Source organism: Pseudonocardia zijingensis (genome assembly GCF_042657305.1).
Classification (GTDB): domain Bacteria; phylum Actinomycetota; class Actinomycetes; order Mycobacteriales; family Pseudonocardiaceae; genus Pseudonocardia; species Pseudonocardia zijingensis.
The window spans coordinates 18,572-32,953 of the sequence record NZ_JBHSKO010000021.1; the positions used below are offsets into that span (position 1 = coordinate 18,572).

At 72.7% G+C, this 14,382-nt stretch carries 16 protein-coding genes; 15 read left to right on the forward strand and 1 reads right to left on the reverse strand.

What is annotated here, in order from left to right:
• From hypB to hypF, 15 genes are all read left to right on the forward strand, one after another.
• Complete coding sequence (gene hypB, locus ACFPL3_RS30675) at positions 1-789, forward strand: hydrogenase nickel incorporation protein HypB (RefSeq protein WP_379589798.1); 789 nt, start codon at positions 1-3, stop codon at positions 787-789.
• A gap of 133 nt (positions 790-922) precedes the next feature.
• Positions 923-2,356: a hypothetical protein gene (locus ACFPL3_RS30680; protein WP_343944420.1), complete on the forward strand. Its 1,434-nt coding sequence runs from the start codon at positions 923-925 to the stop codon at positions 2,354-2,356.
• The gene (locus ACFPL3_RS30685) at positions 2,353-2,907 is read left to right on the forward strand and encodes a hydrogenase maturation protease (RefSeq protein ID WP_343944419.1); all 555 of its coding nucleotides are present in this window, start codon (positions 2,353-2,355) and stop codon (positions 2,905-2,907) included. Before ACFPL3_RS30680 ends, ACFPL3_RS30685 begins: the two co-directional genes overlap by 4 nt.
• 103 nt (positions 2,908-3,010) lie before the next feature.
• Positions 3,011-4,000 (forward strand): NADH-quinone oxidoreductase subunit B family protein, encoded by a 990-nt coding sequence (locus tag ACFPL3_RS30690; RefSeq protein WP_343944441.1) that lies wholly within the window; start codon positions 3,011-3,013, stop codon positions 3,998-4,000.
• A gap of 105 nt (positions 4,001-4,105) precedes the next feature.
• A complete protein-coding gene (locus ACFPL3_RS30695) occupies positions 4,106-5,848 on the forward strand; it encodes a nickel-dependent hydrogenase large subunit (RefSeq protein WP_379589854.1) in 1,743 nt (580 codons plus the stop codon).
• The gene (locus tag ACFPL3_RS30700; RefSeq protein ID WP_343944417.1) at positions 5,841-6,374 is read left to right on the forward strand and encodes a NifU family protein; all 534 of its coding nucleotides are present in this window, start codon (positions 5,841-5,843) and stop codon (positions 6,372-6,374) included. Before ACFPL3_RS30695 ends, ACFPL3_RS30700 begins: the two co-directional genes overlap by 8 nt.
• Positions 6,371-6,967, forward strand: a complete 597-nt coding sequence (locus ACFPL3_RS30705; protein ID WP_343944416.1) for a DUF5947 family protein — start codon at positions 6,371-6,373, stop codon at positions 6,965-6,967. The genes ACFPL3_RS30700 and ACFPL3_RS30705 overlap by 4 nt, the downstream gene beginning before the upstream one ends.
• Positions 6,968-6,977: 10 nt before the next feature.
• A complete protein-coding gene (locus tag ACFPL3_RS30710) occupies positions 6,978-7,178 on the forward strand; it encodes a hypothetical protein (RefSeq protein ID WP_343944415.1) in 201 nt (66 codons plus the stop codon).
• Positions 7,179-7,319: 141 nt separating this feature from the next.
• Entirely contained in the window at positions 7,320-7,586 is a 267-nt protein-coding gene (locus tag ACFPL3_RS30715) for a HypC/HybG/HupF family hydrogenase formation chaperone (protein WP_343944414.1), read from the forward strand.
• A 17-nt stretch (positions 7,587-7,603) separates the two neighbouring features.
• Positions 7,604-8,731, forward strand: a complete 1,128-nt coding sequence (gene hypD, locus ACFPL3_RS30720) for a hydrogenase formation protein HypD (protein WP_343944413.1) — start codon at positions 7,604-7,606, stop codon at positions 8,729-8,731.
• A complete protein-coding gene (gene hypE / locus ACFPL3_RS30725) occupies positions 8,728-9,876 on the forward strand; it encodes a hydrogenase expression/formation protein HypE (protein ID WP_343944412.1) in 1,149 nt (382 codons plus the stop codon). Before hypD ends, hypE begins: the two co-directional genes overlap by 4 nt.
• Positions 9,877-9,892: 16 nt before the next feature.
• On the forward strand, positions 9,893-10,447 hold the full coding sequence (locus ACFPL3_RS30730; protein ID WP_343944411.1) for a phosphoheptose isomerase: 555 nt from the start codon (positions 9,893-9,895) through the stop codon (positions 10,445-10,447).
• Positions 10,444-10,668, forward strand: coding sequence for a HypC/HybG/HupF family hydrogenase formation chaperone (locus tag ACFPL3_RS30735; RefSeq protein ID WP_343944410.1), 225 nt, complete (start codon positions 10,444-10,446; stop codon positions 10,666-10,668). The genes ACFPL3_RS30730 and ACFPL3_RS30735 overlap by 4 nt, the downstream gene beginning before the upstream one ends.
• On the forward strand, positions 10,668-11,321 hold the full coding sequence (locus tag ACFPL3_RS30740; protein WP_343944409.1) for a D-sedoheptulose-7-phosphate isomerase: 654 nt from the start codon (positions 10,668-10,670) through the stop codon (positions 11,319-11,321). The genes ACFPL3_RS30735 and ACFPL3_RS30740 overlap by 1 nt, the downstream gene beginning before the upstream one ends.
• A complete protein-coding gene (gene hypF / locus ACFPL3_RS30745; RefSeq protein ID WP_343944408.1) occupies positions 11,318-13,663 on the forward strand; it encodes a carbamoyltransferase HypF in 2,346 nt (781 codons plus the stop codon). The genes ACFPL3_RS30740 and hypF overlap by 4 nt, the downstream gene beginning before the upstream one ends.
• Here the strand turns inward: hypF and ACFPL3_RS30750 are convergent.
• Positions 13,653-14,357 (reverse strand): sulfite exporter TauE/SafE family protein, encoded by a 705-nt coding sequence (locus tag ACFPL3_RS30750; protein ID WP_343944407.1) that lies wholly within the window; start codon positions 14,355-14,357, stop codon positions 13,653-13,655. The two genes, hypF and ACFPL3_RS30750, sit on opposite strands and share 11 nt — an antisense overlap.
• Positions 14,358-14,382 lie beyond the last annotated feature (25 nt).

Sequence of the window (14,382 nt, forward strand, 5' to 3'; positions counted from 1 at the left end):
ATGTGCACGACGTGCGGGTGCGGCGACCCGGCGGGAACCCGGTACACCGCCTTGCGGCACGACCATTCCCACGACCATTCCCACGGCCACCACCATCCCCACGACCGGGGCGCCGGCGCGCGCACCGTTCCGCTCGAGGAGCGGGTGCTGGCTCGCAACGACCAGCTCGCCGCGGCCAACCGGCGGCTGCTCGCCGAGCGCGGCGTGCATGCGGTCAACCTGATGAGCTCGCCGGGGTCGGGCAAGACCACGCTGCTCGAGCGGACCATCCGCGAGCTCGGGGACAGCGTGCCGGTCGCGGTGGTCGAGGGCGACCAGGAGACGCTGCTCGACGCGGAGCGCATCCGGGCGACGGGCCGCCCCGTCGTGCAGATCAACACCGGCGAGGGCTGCCACCTGGACGCCGCGATGCTGGAGCGCGGGCTGCGCGAGCTCGACCTCGCCCCGCGGTCGCTGGTGTTCGTCGAGAACGTCGGCAACCTCGTGTGCCCGGCGCTGTTCGACCTCGGCGAGAGCACGCGGGTGGTCGTCATGTCGGTCACCGAGGGCGAGGACAAGCCGCTCAAGTACCCGCACATGTTCCGGACGGCCGACCTCGTGCTGCTGAACAAGATCGACCTGCTCCCGCACGTCGAGTTCGACGTCGCCCGGTGCGCGCAGCAGATCCGGCGGATCAACCCGGGCGCCGACGTCCTGCACGTCTCCGCGACACGGGGCGCCGGCCTGCCCGAATGGTGCGCGTGGTTGCGGAAGCGGGCCATAACGATCTATTGCGAACCCGAGATTTGACTGTTTCCCCTGGCGGCGTACCCTCGATCGGGCAATGTGACGATCATCACACGCCGGTGGCGGTCCGTGCGCCGCCGCCTGGACGGGGGGCGACTGTGGGCCACCGAGACGGCGACGCGCACCGGCGCCGGTGATGACGGACCGGCCGGAGTCATCCGCCCCGACGTTCGCCGCGGCCCGCGCCGTGGCCGACGCCGTCCTCTACGAGGGCTACCTCCTCTACCCGTACCGGCGCTCCTCACCCAAGAACCGGGTGCGCTGGCAGTTCGGGGTCCTCACGCCGCGGGCGTGGACCGCCGCGCGGGAGCCCGGTCCGGAGAGCGTCGCGGGCTCCGCCGACGCCTGGCGCCAGCAGACCGAATGCCTCCTGGAGACCGGTCGATCCGCCGTCCTGCACGTCCGGCTGCGGTTCCTGCAGCTGCAGCACCGGTCGGTGCAGGAGCCGGACGGTGACGGGGGCTTCCGGGAGGTCGACGCGCTCGACGCCGGCGGGCAGCGCCACCTGACCTTCGACGAGGCCGTTCCGCGGGACATCGACCTCGACCTCCCGCTCGCCGCCCTCGCCGAACCGCACGTCCGGGAGTTCGGCATCCCCGGCGGAGAGGAGACGGAGTCGCTCGGTGACGCCGGCAGGGTGGTGCGCACGCGCTGGCCGCTGGCGGTGCGGGTGCGGCTGTCGCTCACCGACGCGACGGCCCCGTTCCCGCTGCGCCGGCTGCGGCTGGTCACCGAGAACGCCGGTGGTGACGACGTCGGATCCGACGTCGCGCGCGCCGAGGTGCTGCGCCGGAGCCTGGTCGCCGCGCACACGCTGCTGGGCGTGCGCGACGGGGTGTTCCACAGCCTGCTCGATCCACCCGCGTGGGCCGCCGCCGCGGCGCGGGAGTGCACGAACCTGCACACGTTCCCGGTGCTGGCCGGCGAGGCGGGCGCGTGCGACGTGGTGCTGTCGTCACCGATCCTCATGTACGACCACCCCCAGGTGGCACCCGAGAGCCCGGGCGACCTGTTCGACGCCACCGAGATCGACGAGATCCTGTCGCTGCGCACGCTGACGCTCACCGACGAGGAGAAGCGCGAGGCGAGGGCCACGGATCCGCGCGCCGCCGCGATCGTCGACCGGGTCGACGGGCTCCCGCCCGAGATGATGGAGCGCCTGCACGGCGCGATCCGCTCGCTGTGCCCGGTGAGCGCCACGGCCGCCAGGGGCGATGTCCCGATGAGCGAGCCGCCCGCCTTCCCGACGCCGACGGTGCCTTGGTGGGATCCCGGCGCCGACGCCTCGGTGTCCCCGGAGACCGACGCGGTCCTCGTCGCCGGTGTCCCGGTCGCCAGAGGCAGCCTGGTGCGCCTGCACCCGCGTCCGCACGGCACCGACGCGCACGACCGGTTCCTCGACGGCCTGCTGGCGCGCGTGCAGGCCGTCCTGCTCGACGTCGACGACGCCCGGCACGTCGCGGTCACCCTGGAGGACGACCCCGGCGCCGAGATCAAGCAGTGGTACCGCCGCTACTACTACTTCACGCCCGAGGAGATCGACCCGGTGGGCGACGGGGCGCCGTCGTGACCGCGGAGCGCCACGTCCTCGTGGCCGGTATCGGCAACGTCTTCCTCGGTGACGACGGGTTCGGCGTCGAGGTCGTGCGCCGGATCGACCCGGAGTGGCTGCCGGACGGGGTGGTCGTCGCCGACTACGGGATCCGCGGGATGCATCTGGCCTACGAGCTGCTCGACGGACGCGTCGACACGCTGGTGCTGGTCGACGCGGTCCCACTCGACGGGCCGGCGGGCACGGTGGCGCTGCTGGAGGTCGACCCGGCCGGGCGCCGCGCGGCGCGCGCCGACGGTGCCGCCGCCGTGGCCGACGCGCACGGGATGGATCCCGAATCGGTGCTGCGGCTGCTGCACGACCTGGGCGGATCGGTCGACCGGGTGCTGGTCGTCGGGTGCCGGCCCGCCGTGCTCGACGAACGCATGGAGCTGTCGGACGCCGTGGCGGGCGCTGTCGACGAGGCGGTCGCGCTGGTCCTCGACACCGTCGGCGACCTGGTACGCGGGCGCGACCGCGCGCTCGGCGCCACGTCCGGCTCCGCGACCCGATGCGAGGGAGGTCACTGACATGAGCGTCGACCAGGGATCCCAGCACGTGGCCCAGGGGCGGGGCGGGGCGGAGCAGCGGCCCGGAGTCGACGAGGTCGACATCCTCTGGATCTCCGAGGGGATGAGTTGCGACGGCGACTCGGTGGCGGTGACGGCGGCGGCCCAGCCCGCGATCGAGGACGTCGTGCTCGGCCTCGTTCCCGGCCTGCCGAAGGTCAACCTGCACAACAAGGTGCTGTCGCCGACGCTCGGCGGTGAGGAGTTCCTCGCGCCGTTCCGCGCCGCGGCGCGCGGGGCGGCCGAGCGGCCGTTCATCCTGGTGATCGAGGGGTCCATCCCGAACCAGAACATCATCGAGGGCGACGGCTACTGGACCTCGTTCGGCAACGACGAGCAGACGGGCGAGCCGCTCACGCTCAACTGGTGGCTCGACCAGCTCGCCCCCAAGGCGTGGGCCGTCGTCGCGGTCGGCACGTGCGCCACGTACGGCGGCATCCACGCGATGGCCGGCAACCCCACCGGCAGCATGGGCCTGGCCGACTACCTGGGCTGGGACTACCGGTCGACCGCGGGCCTGCCCGTCGTCAACATCCCTGGTTGCCCGGTCCAGCCGGACAACTTCATGGAGACCCTCACCTGGGTGCTCTTCCACGCCGCGGGCGCGGCACCGCCGCCGCCGCTGGACGAGATGCTGCGCCCGCAGTGGATCTTCGGGCGGACCGTGCACGAGGGCTGCGACCGGGCGGCCTACTACGAGCAGGCCGACTTCGCGAAGGACTACAACTCGCCGAAGTGCCAGGTGAAGGTGGGCTGCTGGGGCCCCGTCGTCAACTGCAACGTGCCCAAGCGGGGCTGGATGGGTGGCATCGGCGGCTGCCCGAACGTCGGCGGCATATGCATCGGCTGCACCATGCCCGGCTTCCCGGACAAGTTCATGCCGTTCATGGACGAGCCGCCGGGCGGCAGCCTGTCCTCGGTGCTCATCAAGCCTTACGGCGCGTTCATCCGGCGTATGCGCGGCATCACGAACGCGGTCGTGAACAAGGAACCGAAGTGGCGCCACAACCGGGACGCACTGACCACCGGGTACGACCCGCACTACCGCCCGTAGTGCGCATTCCCCGACGTCTCTCCCACCACGAAAAGAGATCTCGACATGACGGCAACCGAAGCGCGGGCCGGCGGCGCGAAGGGTAAGCGTCCGCAGATCGTGGACATGGCATGGGACCCGATCACCCGGATCGTCGGGAACCTCGGCATCTACACGAAGATCGATTTCGCGAACCGGCTGGTCACCGAGTGCCACAGCACGTCGTCGCTGTTCCGGGGCTACTCGGTGTTCATGAAGGGCAAGGACCCGCGCGACGCCGGCTTCATCACCAGCCGGATCTGCGGGATCTGCGGGGACAACCACACCACCTGCTCGGACTACGCGCAGCAGATGGCCTACGGGATCAAGCCCCCGCCGCTCGCCGAGAACGTGGTGAACCTCGGTGAGGCCGCGGAGTACATCTTCGACCACACGATCTTCCAGGACAACCTGGTGTTCGTGGACTACTGCGAGGCGATGGTCAAGGACACCAACCCGGGTGTGCTGGCCGCGGCGGAGAGGACCGAGGCGCCCCGGGCGAACGTGCACGGCTTCCGCACCATCGCCGACATCATGCGGGCGTTCAACCCGTTCGAGGGCTCGGTCTACAAGGAGGCCCTGAAGGTCAGCCGCGTGACGCGCGAGATGTTCTGCCTCATGGAGGGGCGCCACGTGCACCCCTCGACGCTCTACCCGGGCGGTGTGGGCACCCAGCCGACGCCCACGCTCTACACCGACTACCTGTCCCGGCTGCTGGGCGTGCTCGACTTCGTCAAGAAGTCCGTCGCCATGAACGACGACGTGTTCGACTTCTGGTACGAGGCGCTCCCCGGCTACGAGGAGGTCGGCCGAAGGCGCGTGCTGCTCGGCTGCTGGGGTGCGTGGCAGGACTACAACGCCTGCGACTACCGCTACGCGTCGATGAACGAGTGGGGCAAGGCGATGTACGTGACCCCCAGCGTCATCGTCGACGGCGAGGTGGTCACCAACAACCTGATCGACATCAACCTCGGCCTCCGGATCCTGCTCGGCAGCTCCTACTACGACGACTGGGTGGGCGAGGAGCCCTTCGTCACCCACGACCCGCTCGGCAACCCGGTCGACATGCGCCACCCGTGGAACCAGACCACGGTGCCGGTGCCGGGCAAGCGGGACTTCGCCGACAAGTACAGCTGGGTGATGAGCCCGCGCTGGCTCGACCCGAAGAGCGGCGAGCACCTCGCGCTGGACACCGGCGGCGGCGCCTTCGCGCGGATGTACGCCGTCGCGCTCAACGGCATGGTGAACACCGACTACATCCGGTCGGACGGGCGCAGCGTGCGGATCTCGTTGCCGCGCAGCGACCAGCTGCCCGAGATGACGCTGGAGTGGACCATCCCGCAGTGGTCGAACGCGATCGAGCGCAACCGGGCCAGGGCTTACTTCGTCGCGTACGCAGCGGCGATGGCCGTGCAGTTCGTGAACGACGGGCTCGAACTGGTCCGCGCAGGCGACACCCGGATCTTCACCGACTTCGAGGTGCCCGACGAGGCGATCGGCTGCGGGTTCCACGAGGCCGTGCGGGGCGTGCTGTCGCACCACCTGGTGATCAAGGATGGGAAGATCGCGAACTACCACCCGTACCCGCCGACGCCGTGGAACGGCAGCCCGCGCGACACCTACGGCACGCCCGGCCCGTACGAGGACGCCGTGCAGGACATGCCGATCTTCGAGGAGAACGGCCAGGACGACTTCCGGGGCGTCGACATCATGCGCGCGGTGCGCAGCTTCGACCCCTGCCTGCCCTGTGGCGTGCACATGTACCTCGGCAACGGCAAGAAGATCGACAAGGTGCACGCGCCGATGTGGGGTGCCGCGAGCCATGGCTGAGGGTGCGGGCGGGCCCCCGTCCGACGCCGCCGTGCGCGAGCGGCTCGCCCGCCTCGACGGGCTGCTGGCGCAGGTCGAGGCCACCCCCGGCCCGGCGGGTGAGGTAGCGCTGGAGGCCGTGTCGGCGCTGGCCGACGTCTACGGCGAGGCGTTGGCCCGGGTAACCGCCTACGCCTCGGGCGCGCCCGCCGTGCTGGAGGCCGTGACCGGCGACGAGCTGCTCGCGCACCTGCTCGTGCTGCACGGGATCCACCCCGATCCGGTCGAGAGCCGTGCGGCGCGGGCCGTCGACGGCCTGCGGCCCGTGCTGCAGGAACACGGCGGTGACGTCGAGCTGACCGGCATCGACGAGCACGGGGTGGCGAGCGTGCGGCTGACGACGAAGGGGTGCGGGTCGGCGGGCGTGGAGGAGGCGGTGCGAGACGGCGTGCTCGCCATGGCTCCGGAGCTGACGGACGTCCGGCGGGCGCCCGAGCCGCGCACGCCCACCTTCGTCCCGCTCGACTCCCTGATGAGCCGGCCGTGAGCTCCACGACGGCCGCGCTGGCGCGGATCATCCGGCGGGGGCGCGGCGAGCGGGCCGGTCCCGTCGAACGCTGCGACCTGTGCCGCGAACCGGTGGCGCCGGGACACCGCCACCTGCTCGACACCGCGCGACACGAGGTGCGGTGCGCCTGCCGCGCCTGCGCGCTGTTGTTCTCCCCGGGCGGGGCGAGCGAGGGGCACTACCGGCTGGTGCCCCGGCGGCGGCTGCGGCTGTCGTCGGTGCCGACCGACGCGCTGGGCGTCCCGGTCGGGCTCGCGTTCTTCGTGCGGGGTGCCGACGGGGCGGTCGTGGCGCACTACCCCAGCCCGGCGGGCGCTACGCAGTGGGAGGTCGACGAGCAGGCGTGGTGCGACGTCGTCGGAGCCCGCCCCGAGCTCGGCGGGCTCGAGGCCGACGTGGAGGCACTGCTGGTCAACACCGCTCGCGGGGCCTCCCACCACTGGCTCGTGCCGATCGACGACTGCTTCCGCCTGGTCGCCGTGGTGCGCCGGGAGTGGAAGGGCCTGTCGGGAGGCAGCACGGTGTGGCCGGAGATCGAGAGGTTCTTCGACGAGCTGACCGAGCGGCACTGAGGAGGACGAGATGGGCCGGATACGCGTCGGGAAGCCGGACGTGCGACCCGACACCCCGTCGCACGTCGAGGGGACCAACCAGGGCAACGCGGGCGGCAGACAGCCCGGTCACCACGAGGACGGCACGGCCGACGCCCGCCGTTCGACGGGAATCCACTGGAAGAAACACAACGCGATCCTGGACGTCATGCCGAACATTTCTCCGGGCTAGGAGGGAGGTGCCAGATGAGCAGGAAACTTCTCCTGCTGCTCGTACTGGGAGCCGTGGTCGCGCTGATCCTGACCGAGCTGCCGGGCATCAAGCGGGAGATCAAGATCCTCAAGATGTGAGATCGGGAAGGAGCGGCGGCACATGTGCCTCGGGATCCCGGGCGAGATCGTCGAAGTGCTGCACGACCAGCCCGATCTCGCCATGGTCGATGTCGTCGGCGTCAAACGCGGCGTCAACATCGGTCTGCTGGACGACGTGACCGCTGGGGACTGGGTCCTCGTCCACGTCGGCTTCGCCATCTCGAAGATCGACGAGGGCGAGGCAGCCGCCACGTTGGAGCTGCTCAGAGGCCTGGGTCAGGCCTATACCGACGAGCTCGACGCGCTCGCGCAGAGCGACATCACCTGACGAGAGGGGCCGGTCGGATGCGGTTCGTCGACGAGTTCCGCGATGCCGGGACGGCGCGCGCGCTGGCGGCGAGGATCGCCGAGCTGTGCGAGCCCGGCCGGCACTACAAGTTCATGGAGGTCTGCGGGGGGCACACGCACACGATCTACAAGCACGGCCTCGAGGACTACCTGCCCGACGCCGTCTCGCTGGTGCACGGGCCGGGGTGCCCGGTGTGCGTGATCCCGATGGGCCGGGTGGACGACGCCATCGCGATCGCCGAGCACGACGACGTCATCCTGACCTCGTTCGGGGACATGATGCGCGTGCCCGGCGGCCGCGGCTCGTTCTTCGACTCGAAGGCCGCGGGCGCCGACATCCGGATGGTGTACTCGCCGCTGGACGCATTGAAGATCGCCCGGAAGAACCCCGGCAAGCGCGTGGTGTTCATGGCGATCGGCTTCGAGACCACGGCACCGTCCACGGCGATGACGGTGCTGCGGGCGGCGGCGGAAGGCATCGACAACTTCTCGATCTTCTGCAACCACGTGACGATCCTCCCGGCGATCAAGGCGATCCTGGACTCGCCCGACCTGCGGCTGGACGGCTTCCTCGGACCGGGCCACGTGTCCACGGTGATCGGGTGCCGGCCGTACGAGTGGATCGCCCGCGACGAGGGCAAGCCGCTCGTCTGCTCGGGCTTCGAGCCGCTCGACATCCTGCAGTCCGTCCACCAGCTGATGCTGCAGCTGCGCGAGGGCCGCTGCGAGATCGAGAACCAGTACGGGCGCGTGGTGCCGTGGGACGGCAATGCGCGGGCGCTGCAGGTGATCGGGGAGGTCATGCGGCTGCGCCCGCACTTCGAGTGGCGCGGCCTCGGCTTCATCTCGCACTCCGCACTCCAGGTGCGTGACGAGTACGCGCGCTTCGACGCCGAGCGGATCTTCGACGTTCCCGGGGTGCGGGTGGCGGACCCGAAGGCGTGCCAGTGCGGCGAGGTGCTCAAGGGCGTGCTCAAGCCGTGGGAGTGCAAGGTCTTCGGCACCGCGTGCACGCCGGAGACGCCGATCGGCACGTGCATGGTGTCCAGCGAGGGCGCGTGCGCCGCCTACTACAACTTCGGCCGGTTCAGCCGGGAACGGGTCAAGGAGGCGACCCGCGCATGATGCAGGATCTCGGTACGGGCCGCGCGAACTGGGCGGAGGAGGCCGTCGCCGCTCACGCCGGCGCCGAGCACCTCACCCGCGAGGAGCAGGTGCTGGAGCGCATCGCCAAGGCCCGGGCCCGCAAGGCGAAGATCAAGGACGAGCGGATCACCCTGTCGCACGGCGCGGGCGGCAAGGCCACGCAGACGCTGATCGAGGCGGTGTTCCTCGAGGCGTTCCGCAACCCGGTGCTGGAGCGGCTGGAGGACGGCGCGACGCTCTCCACCGACGCCGGGCGGCTGGCGTTCACCACCGACTCCTACGTGGTGTCGCCGCTGTTCTTCCCCGGAGGCGACATCGGTGATCTGGCGGTCAACGGCACGGTCAACGACCTCGCCATGTGCGGGGCCCGGCCGCTGCACCTGTCCTGCGGGTTCATCCTCGAGGAGGGCTTCGGTGTCGCCGACCTGCAACGGATCGTCGCGTCCATGGCCGCGGCCGCGCATCGGGCGGGCGTGCAGATCGTCACCGGCGACACCAAGGTCGTCGAGCGGGGCAAGGCCGACGGCTGCTACGTGAACACCGCGGGCGTCGGGCTGCTGGACCGGGAGATCACCCTGTCGGCCGCGGCCGCGCGGCCCGGCGACGCCGTGCTCGTCTCCGGCCCGATCGGCGACCACGGCGTCACCGTGATGCTGGCGAGGGGCGAGCTCGACATCTCGGCGGACATCACCTCCGACACGGCCCCGTTGCACGAGATCACCGCCGGCCTGCTCGACGCGGCGGGGGAGGGCGTGCGGGTGCTGCGCGACGCGACCCGCGGTGGGGTGGCGACCATCTGCAACGAGGTCGCTGCCGCCTCGAACGTGGCGGTGGTGCTCGACGAGAGCGCGGTGCCGGTGCGCCCGGTCGTCACCGGTGCGGCGGAGCTGCTCGGCATCGATCCGCTGTACGTGGCCTGCGAGGGCCGCTTCGTCACCGTCGTCGCGCCGGAGCACGCCGATGCGGCGCTCGCGGCACTGCGCGCGCACCCGCTCGGCGCCGGTGCCGCGGTGATCGGGACGGTCAAGGACGACCCGCCGGGTCTCGTGCTGCTGCGCACGGCGTTCGGCGGCACCCGGATCGTGGACCTGCTGGTGGGCGACCCGCTGCCACGGATCTGCTGAGCGGAGGGGAGGCCGCATGACCGCACGGTTGGCCACCGCGGACGCCGCGGAGCTGTTCGCCCGGCGCGACGCGCCGATCGCCGGCCTGGCCGAGGATGCCGGTGCGCTGGCCGAGGCCTGCTGGGCGATGGCCCGCAGGTTCCACCAGGGCGGGCGGCTGCTCGCGTTCGGCACGGGGTGCTCGGCCGCCGACGCCGCGCACGTCGTGGTGGAGTTCGTGCACCCGGTGATCATCGGGAAGCGGGCGCTGCCCGCGCTGGGGTTGTCGGGCCGGCCGGACTTCCGCACCGAGCTCGAGCTGTTCGGTGAGCACGAGGACATCGCGCTGGGGATCGCCTCGGACCCCGACGACCGGGTCTCCGACGGGCTCGCCACCGCCCGGGACCGCGGCATGCTCACCCTGGCGCTGGTCGGCGGCGCCGACGGGGTGGCGCTCCCGCCCGGCCTGGACCACGTCATCGCCCTGCGCTCCGGCGACCCACGGGTCGTGCGGGAGGGCCACGTGACCGCCTACCACGTGCTCTGGGAGCTGGTGCACGTCTTCCTCGACGCACCGGAGGTGTTGGCGTGATCCACGACGAGCGTCCCGGCGAGGTCTGCATCACGTGCTCGGACTCCGCCGTCGCGGTCACCGTCACCGCGCTGCTCGGCGACGGCCTCGCGCTGGTGGACACGGGCGCCGGGCCGGGCACCGAGGAGGAGGTCAGCATTGCGCTGGTGGACGCCGGCGTCGGCGATGTCGTGCTCGTGCACGCCGGTGAGGCCATCGCGCGAGTGGAAGGGACGCCGTGATGAGCATCGAGTCGCTGTACCCGTTCCTGCACACCGGTACGGCCCGGAAGGAGGCGCTGCTCGCCGACGTGGCGCGGTCCACGGCGGAGAAGGTGGCCGAGATCGGCCGGCTGCGCCGGGAGGTCCTCGCGGCCTACGACGAGCAGCTCGTGGCCTGCGCCACGGCGATGGCGGAGCGGTTCGACCGCGGCGGCCGGCTGTTGGCGTTCGGCAACGGCGGTTCCAGCACGGACGCCGCCGGGATCGTCGCGCTGTGCAGCGACCCCGGGCCCGGGCGGCGTCCGCTGCCGGCGATCGCGCTGACCGCCGACGTCGCCACGCTGTCGGCCCTGGCCAACGACGTGGGCTTCGAGGTCGTCTTCGCCCGGCCCATCGCGGCCGCGGGCCGTCCCGAGGACATCGCGCTAGGCCTGTCCACCAGCGGTGGATCGGCGAACGTGCTGCGCGGGCTCGCCACGGCGCACGAGCGAGGGCTGCTCACGGTCGGGCTGGCCGGCTACTCCGGCGGCGCGATGGCCGAGGCCGCCGGGCGCGGGGAGATCGACCACCTGTTCGTCATGCCCTCGGCGTCGGTGCACCGCATCCAGGAGGCGCAGACCACCACGTACCACGTGCTGTGGGAGCTGGTGCAGCGCGCGCTCGCCGACCCGTGACCGGCACGCTCTCGACGTCCGTGCGGCGCCGGTTCGTCGTGCGCGGCCTGGTGCAGGGCGTCGGCTTCCGCCCGTTCGTCCACACCCTTGCCACCGGGCTGGGGCTGGCCGGCTCGGTGCGCAACGACACCGGTGGCGTCGTCATCGAGGTCGAGGGCCCGGCCGCCGGGCTCGACCGGTTCGCGCACCGCCTGCGGACGGACGCGCCCCCGCTCGCGCAGATCGCCGAGGTCGCGGCCACCGACCTGCCACCGACCGGGGCGAGCGGGTTCGTCATCGACCACTCCCGCAGCTCGGGCGGCGGACGCACCGCCGCGGCGCCGGACGTCGCCACCTGCGCCGACTGCCTGCGCGAGCTCGTCGCCCCCACGGACCGCCGCTACCGGCACCCGTTCATCACCTGCACCAACTGCGGGCCGCGGTTCACGATCATCACCGATCTGCCCTACGACCGGCCCGTGACGACGATGGCGCGCTTCCCGATGTGCGCCGACTGCGCCCGCGAGTACGCCGACCCGGCGGACCGGCGCTTCCACGCCCAGCCGATCGCCTGCCCGGCCTGCGGTCCGCGCCTGGAGTTCCTGGGACCCGCGGGGCGGCGCGCGACGGGCGAGGACGCACTCGCCGCCGCGCGTGGGTTGCTCGCCGACGGCGGCGTCGTCGCCGTGAAGGGCCTGGGCGGCTATCACCTCGCGTGCGCCGCCACGGACGAGCACGCGGTGGCGACGCTGCGGCGGCGCAAGCGCCGCGGGGACAAGCCGTTCGCGGTGATGGTCGCCGACCTCGCCGCCGCCCGCGACATGGCCGAGATCGACGACCTCGAGGCGGCGCTGCTCACCGGCCCGGCGCGGCCCATCGTGCTGGTCGCGCGGCGGGCGGACGTGCTGGCCCCGGTCGCCGCGGCCGTGGCGCCGGGGAACCCCGACCTCGGGCTGTTGTTGCCCTACACGCCGGTGCACCACTTGCTGCTGGGCCTGCCCGGCGACCCGCCCGGCCCGGGGCCGCTGGTGATGACGTCGGGCAACCTCGGCGGGGAGCCCATCGCCTTCGACGACGCGGACGCGCTCGAGCGCCTCGCGCCGCTGGTCGACGGCTGGCTGCGGCACGACCGCCCGATCCACGTCCCCTGCGACGACTCGGTGGTCCGGGTCGTGGACGGCGCCGAGCTGCCGGTGCGCCGCTCGCGGGGCCACGCGCCGCTGCCGGTGGCGCTGCCCGTCGAGGTGCCGCCCACCCTGGCGGTCGGCGCGGACCTCAAGAACACCTGCGGTCTCGGCTCCGGCCGGTCGGCCTGGCTCAGCGGGCACATCGGCGACATGGACGACCTGGCCACGCTCACCGCCTTCGCGACCGCCGAGCGGCACCTCGAACACCTGACCGGGGTGACCCCGCGCTACCTCGTCGCCGACGCCCACCCGGGCTACCGCTCCCGCGCTTGGGCGGAGCGGCACGCCGAGGGCCGCCCGCTCACCACGGTGCAGCACCACCACGCCCACGTCGCCTCGGCCATGGCGGAGCACGGCCTGGACGGGTCGCGCCCGGTCGTGGGGATCTCGTTCGACGGCACCGGCTACGGCACCGACGGGGCCGTGTGGGGCGGCGAGGTCCTCGTGGCCGACTACGCCGGGTTCCGCCGGTTCGCGCACCTGGCCTACGTGCCGTTGCCCGGTGGCGACGCCGCGGTGCGGCGGCCGTACCGGATGGCGCTGGCGCACATCCGCGCCGCCGGAGTGGCGTGGGAAGACGACCTGCCCCCGGTCGCGGCGTGCCCGCAGGCCGAGCGCGACGTGCTGGCGCACCAGCTCGACAGCGGACTGGGCTGCACCCCGACGTCCAGCATGGGCCGCCTCTTCGACGCGGTGAGCGCGCTGCTGGGCATCCGCCAGGTGGTGGACTTCGAGGCCCAGGCGGCGATCGAACTCGAGAACCGCTCGCGCGGCGCGAGCCCCGGCGACCGCGCGTACGCGTTCGCCGTGCAGGACAGGGCTCCCGGCGAACCGTTGATCGCCGACCCGGCGCCGGTGATCCGGGCCGTCGTGGCCGACCTGCGAGCCGGCGTGCCCGCCGGGACCGCGGGTGCCCGTTTCCACGCCGCCGTCGAGGCGCTGGTCCTGGTCCTGGCCGGCCGGGCCCGCCGGGAGCTCGGCCTGCGTGACGTCGCGCTCACCGGCGGCGTCTTCCAGAACGCGCTGCTGCTTGCCTCGACGAGCCGGGCGCTGCGGGACGCCGGGTTCACCGTGCTGCGCCACCGGCAGGTCCCTCCCGGCGACGGCGGGCTGGCACTGGGCCAGCTACTCGTCGCGGCTGCCATGCCGGCCACGCGCGCCACCGTCACCAGGTGAGAACGCCTTTGACCACCGATACGAGACCGCCGGCGACTGCCAGCGCCAGCACGAGGGTGCGGCCGGCCCGCTCGCTGACGAGCCGGCTGGTCCACCGGCCGGCGAGCGTGCCGGCGAGGACGGCGGCGACGCAGCCGAGGACGAGCGTCCCGGGCAGGTGCGCGTCGTGCTTCGCGACGAGCGACAGCGCGTTGGCGACGATGCCGACCACCTGCACGGTGGGCACGAAACTGGTGTGCGGCTGCCGCGTGCTCGCGCCGTAGACGGCCAGTGCCGGCCCGCCGACGCCGGCGGTGACGTTGCTGAACCCGGAGGCGAAGCCCGCCGCGAGGCTCCCGGCCGGCCGGGCGAGCCCGGGTATGCGGAACCCGGCGGCGACGAGGAGGGCCGCCGCGGTGGCGAGCCCGCCGACGACGACGAGCAGTGCCGGGTCGGGCAGGGCCCGGGCGAGCGCCGCACCGGGTGCGATGGCCAGGGCGACGCCCGCGCTGAGCAGCACCGCCGTGCGCAGGTCGACGGTCCGCCAAGTGGCGGCCAGGACGAGGCAGGCCGTGAGGAGCGACAGCAGGTTCGCCAGGGCAACACCCTCGTAGGGGCTCAGCACGAGAACGAGGAAGGGGCCCGACACGAGGGCGAACCCGAGCCCGGTGCTGCGTTGCAGCGTCGCTCCGGTGACGACGGCGGCGACCGCCACGGCCAGGTCCACGGGGGCGGCGCCG

Excerpts from the sequence above, each read along its gene's own strand:
- hypE (WP_343944412.1), top strand. The coding sequence starts at position 8,728 with ATGATGCAGGATCTCGGTACGGGCCGCGCGAACTGGGCGGAGGAGGCC.
- ACFPL3_RS30700 (WP_343944417.1), top strand. The coding sequence starts at position 5,841 with ATGGCTGAGGGTGCGGGCGGGCCCCCGTCCGACGCCGCCGTGCGCGAG.
- hypB (WP_379589798.1), top strand. The coding sequence starts at position 1 with ATGTGCACGACGTGCGGGTGCGGCGACCCGGCGGGAACCCGGTACACC.
- ACFPL3_RS30690 (WP_343944441.1), top strand. The coding sequence starts at position 3,011 with ATGAGTTGCGACGGCGACTCGGTGGCGGTGACGGCGGCGGCCCAGCCC.
- ACFPL3_RS30710 (WP_343944415.1), top strand. The coding sequence starts at position 6,978 with ATGGGCCGGATACGCGTCGGGAAGCCGGACGTGCGACCCGACACCCCG.
- ACFPL3_RS30695 (WP_379589854.1), top strand. The coding sequence starts at position 4,106 with ATGGCATGGGACCCGATCACCCGGATCGTCGGGAACCTCGGCATCTAC.
- hypD (WP_343944413.1), top strand. The coding sequence starts at position 7,604 with ATGCGGTTCGTCGACGAGTTCCGCGATGCCGGGACGGCGCGCGCGCTG.
- ACFPL3_RS30715 (WP_343944414.1), top strand. The coding sequence starts at position 7,320 with ATGTGCCTCGGGATCCCGGGCGAGATCGTCGAAGTGCTGCACGACCAG.
- ACFPL3_RS30740 (WP_343944409.1), top strand. The coding sequence starts at position 10,668 with ATGAGCATCGAGTCGCTGTACCCGTTCCTGCACACCGGTACGGCCCGG.
- ACFPL3_RS30730 (WP_343944411.1), top strand. The coding sequence starts at position 9,893 with ATGACCGCACGGTTGGCCACCGCGGACGCCGCGGAGCTGTTCGCCCGG.
- ACFPL3_RS30680 (WP_343944420.1), top strand. The coding sequence starts at position 923 with ATGACGGACCGGCCGGAGTCATCCGCCCCGACGTTCGCCGCGGCCCGC.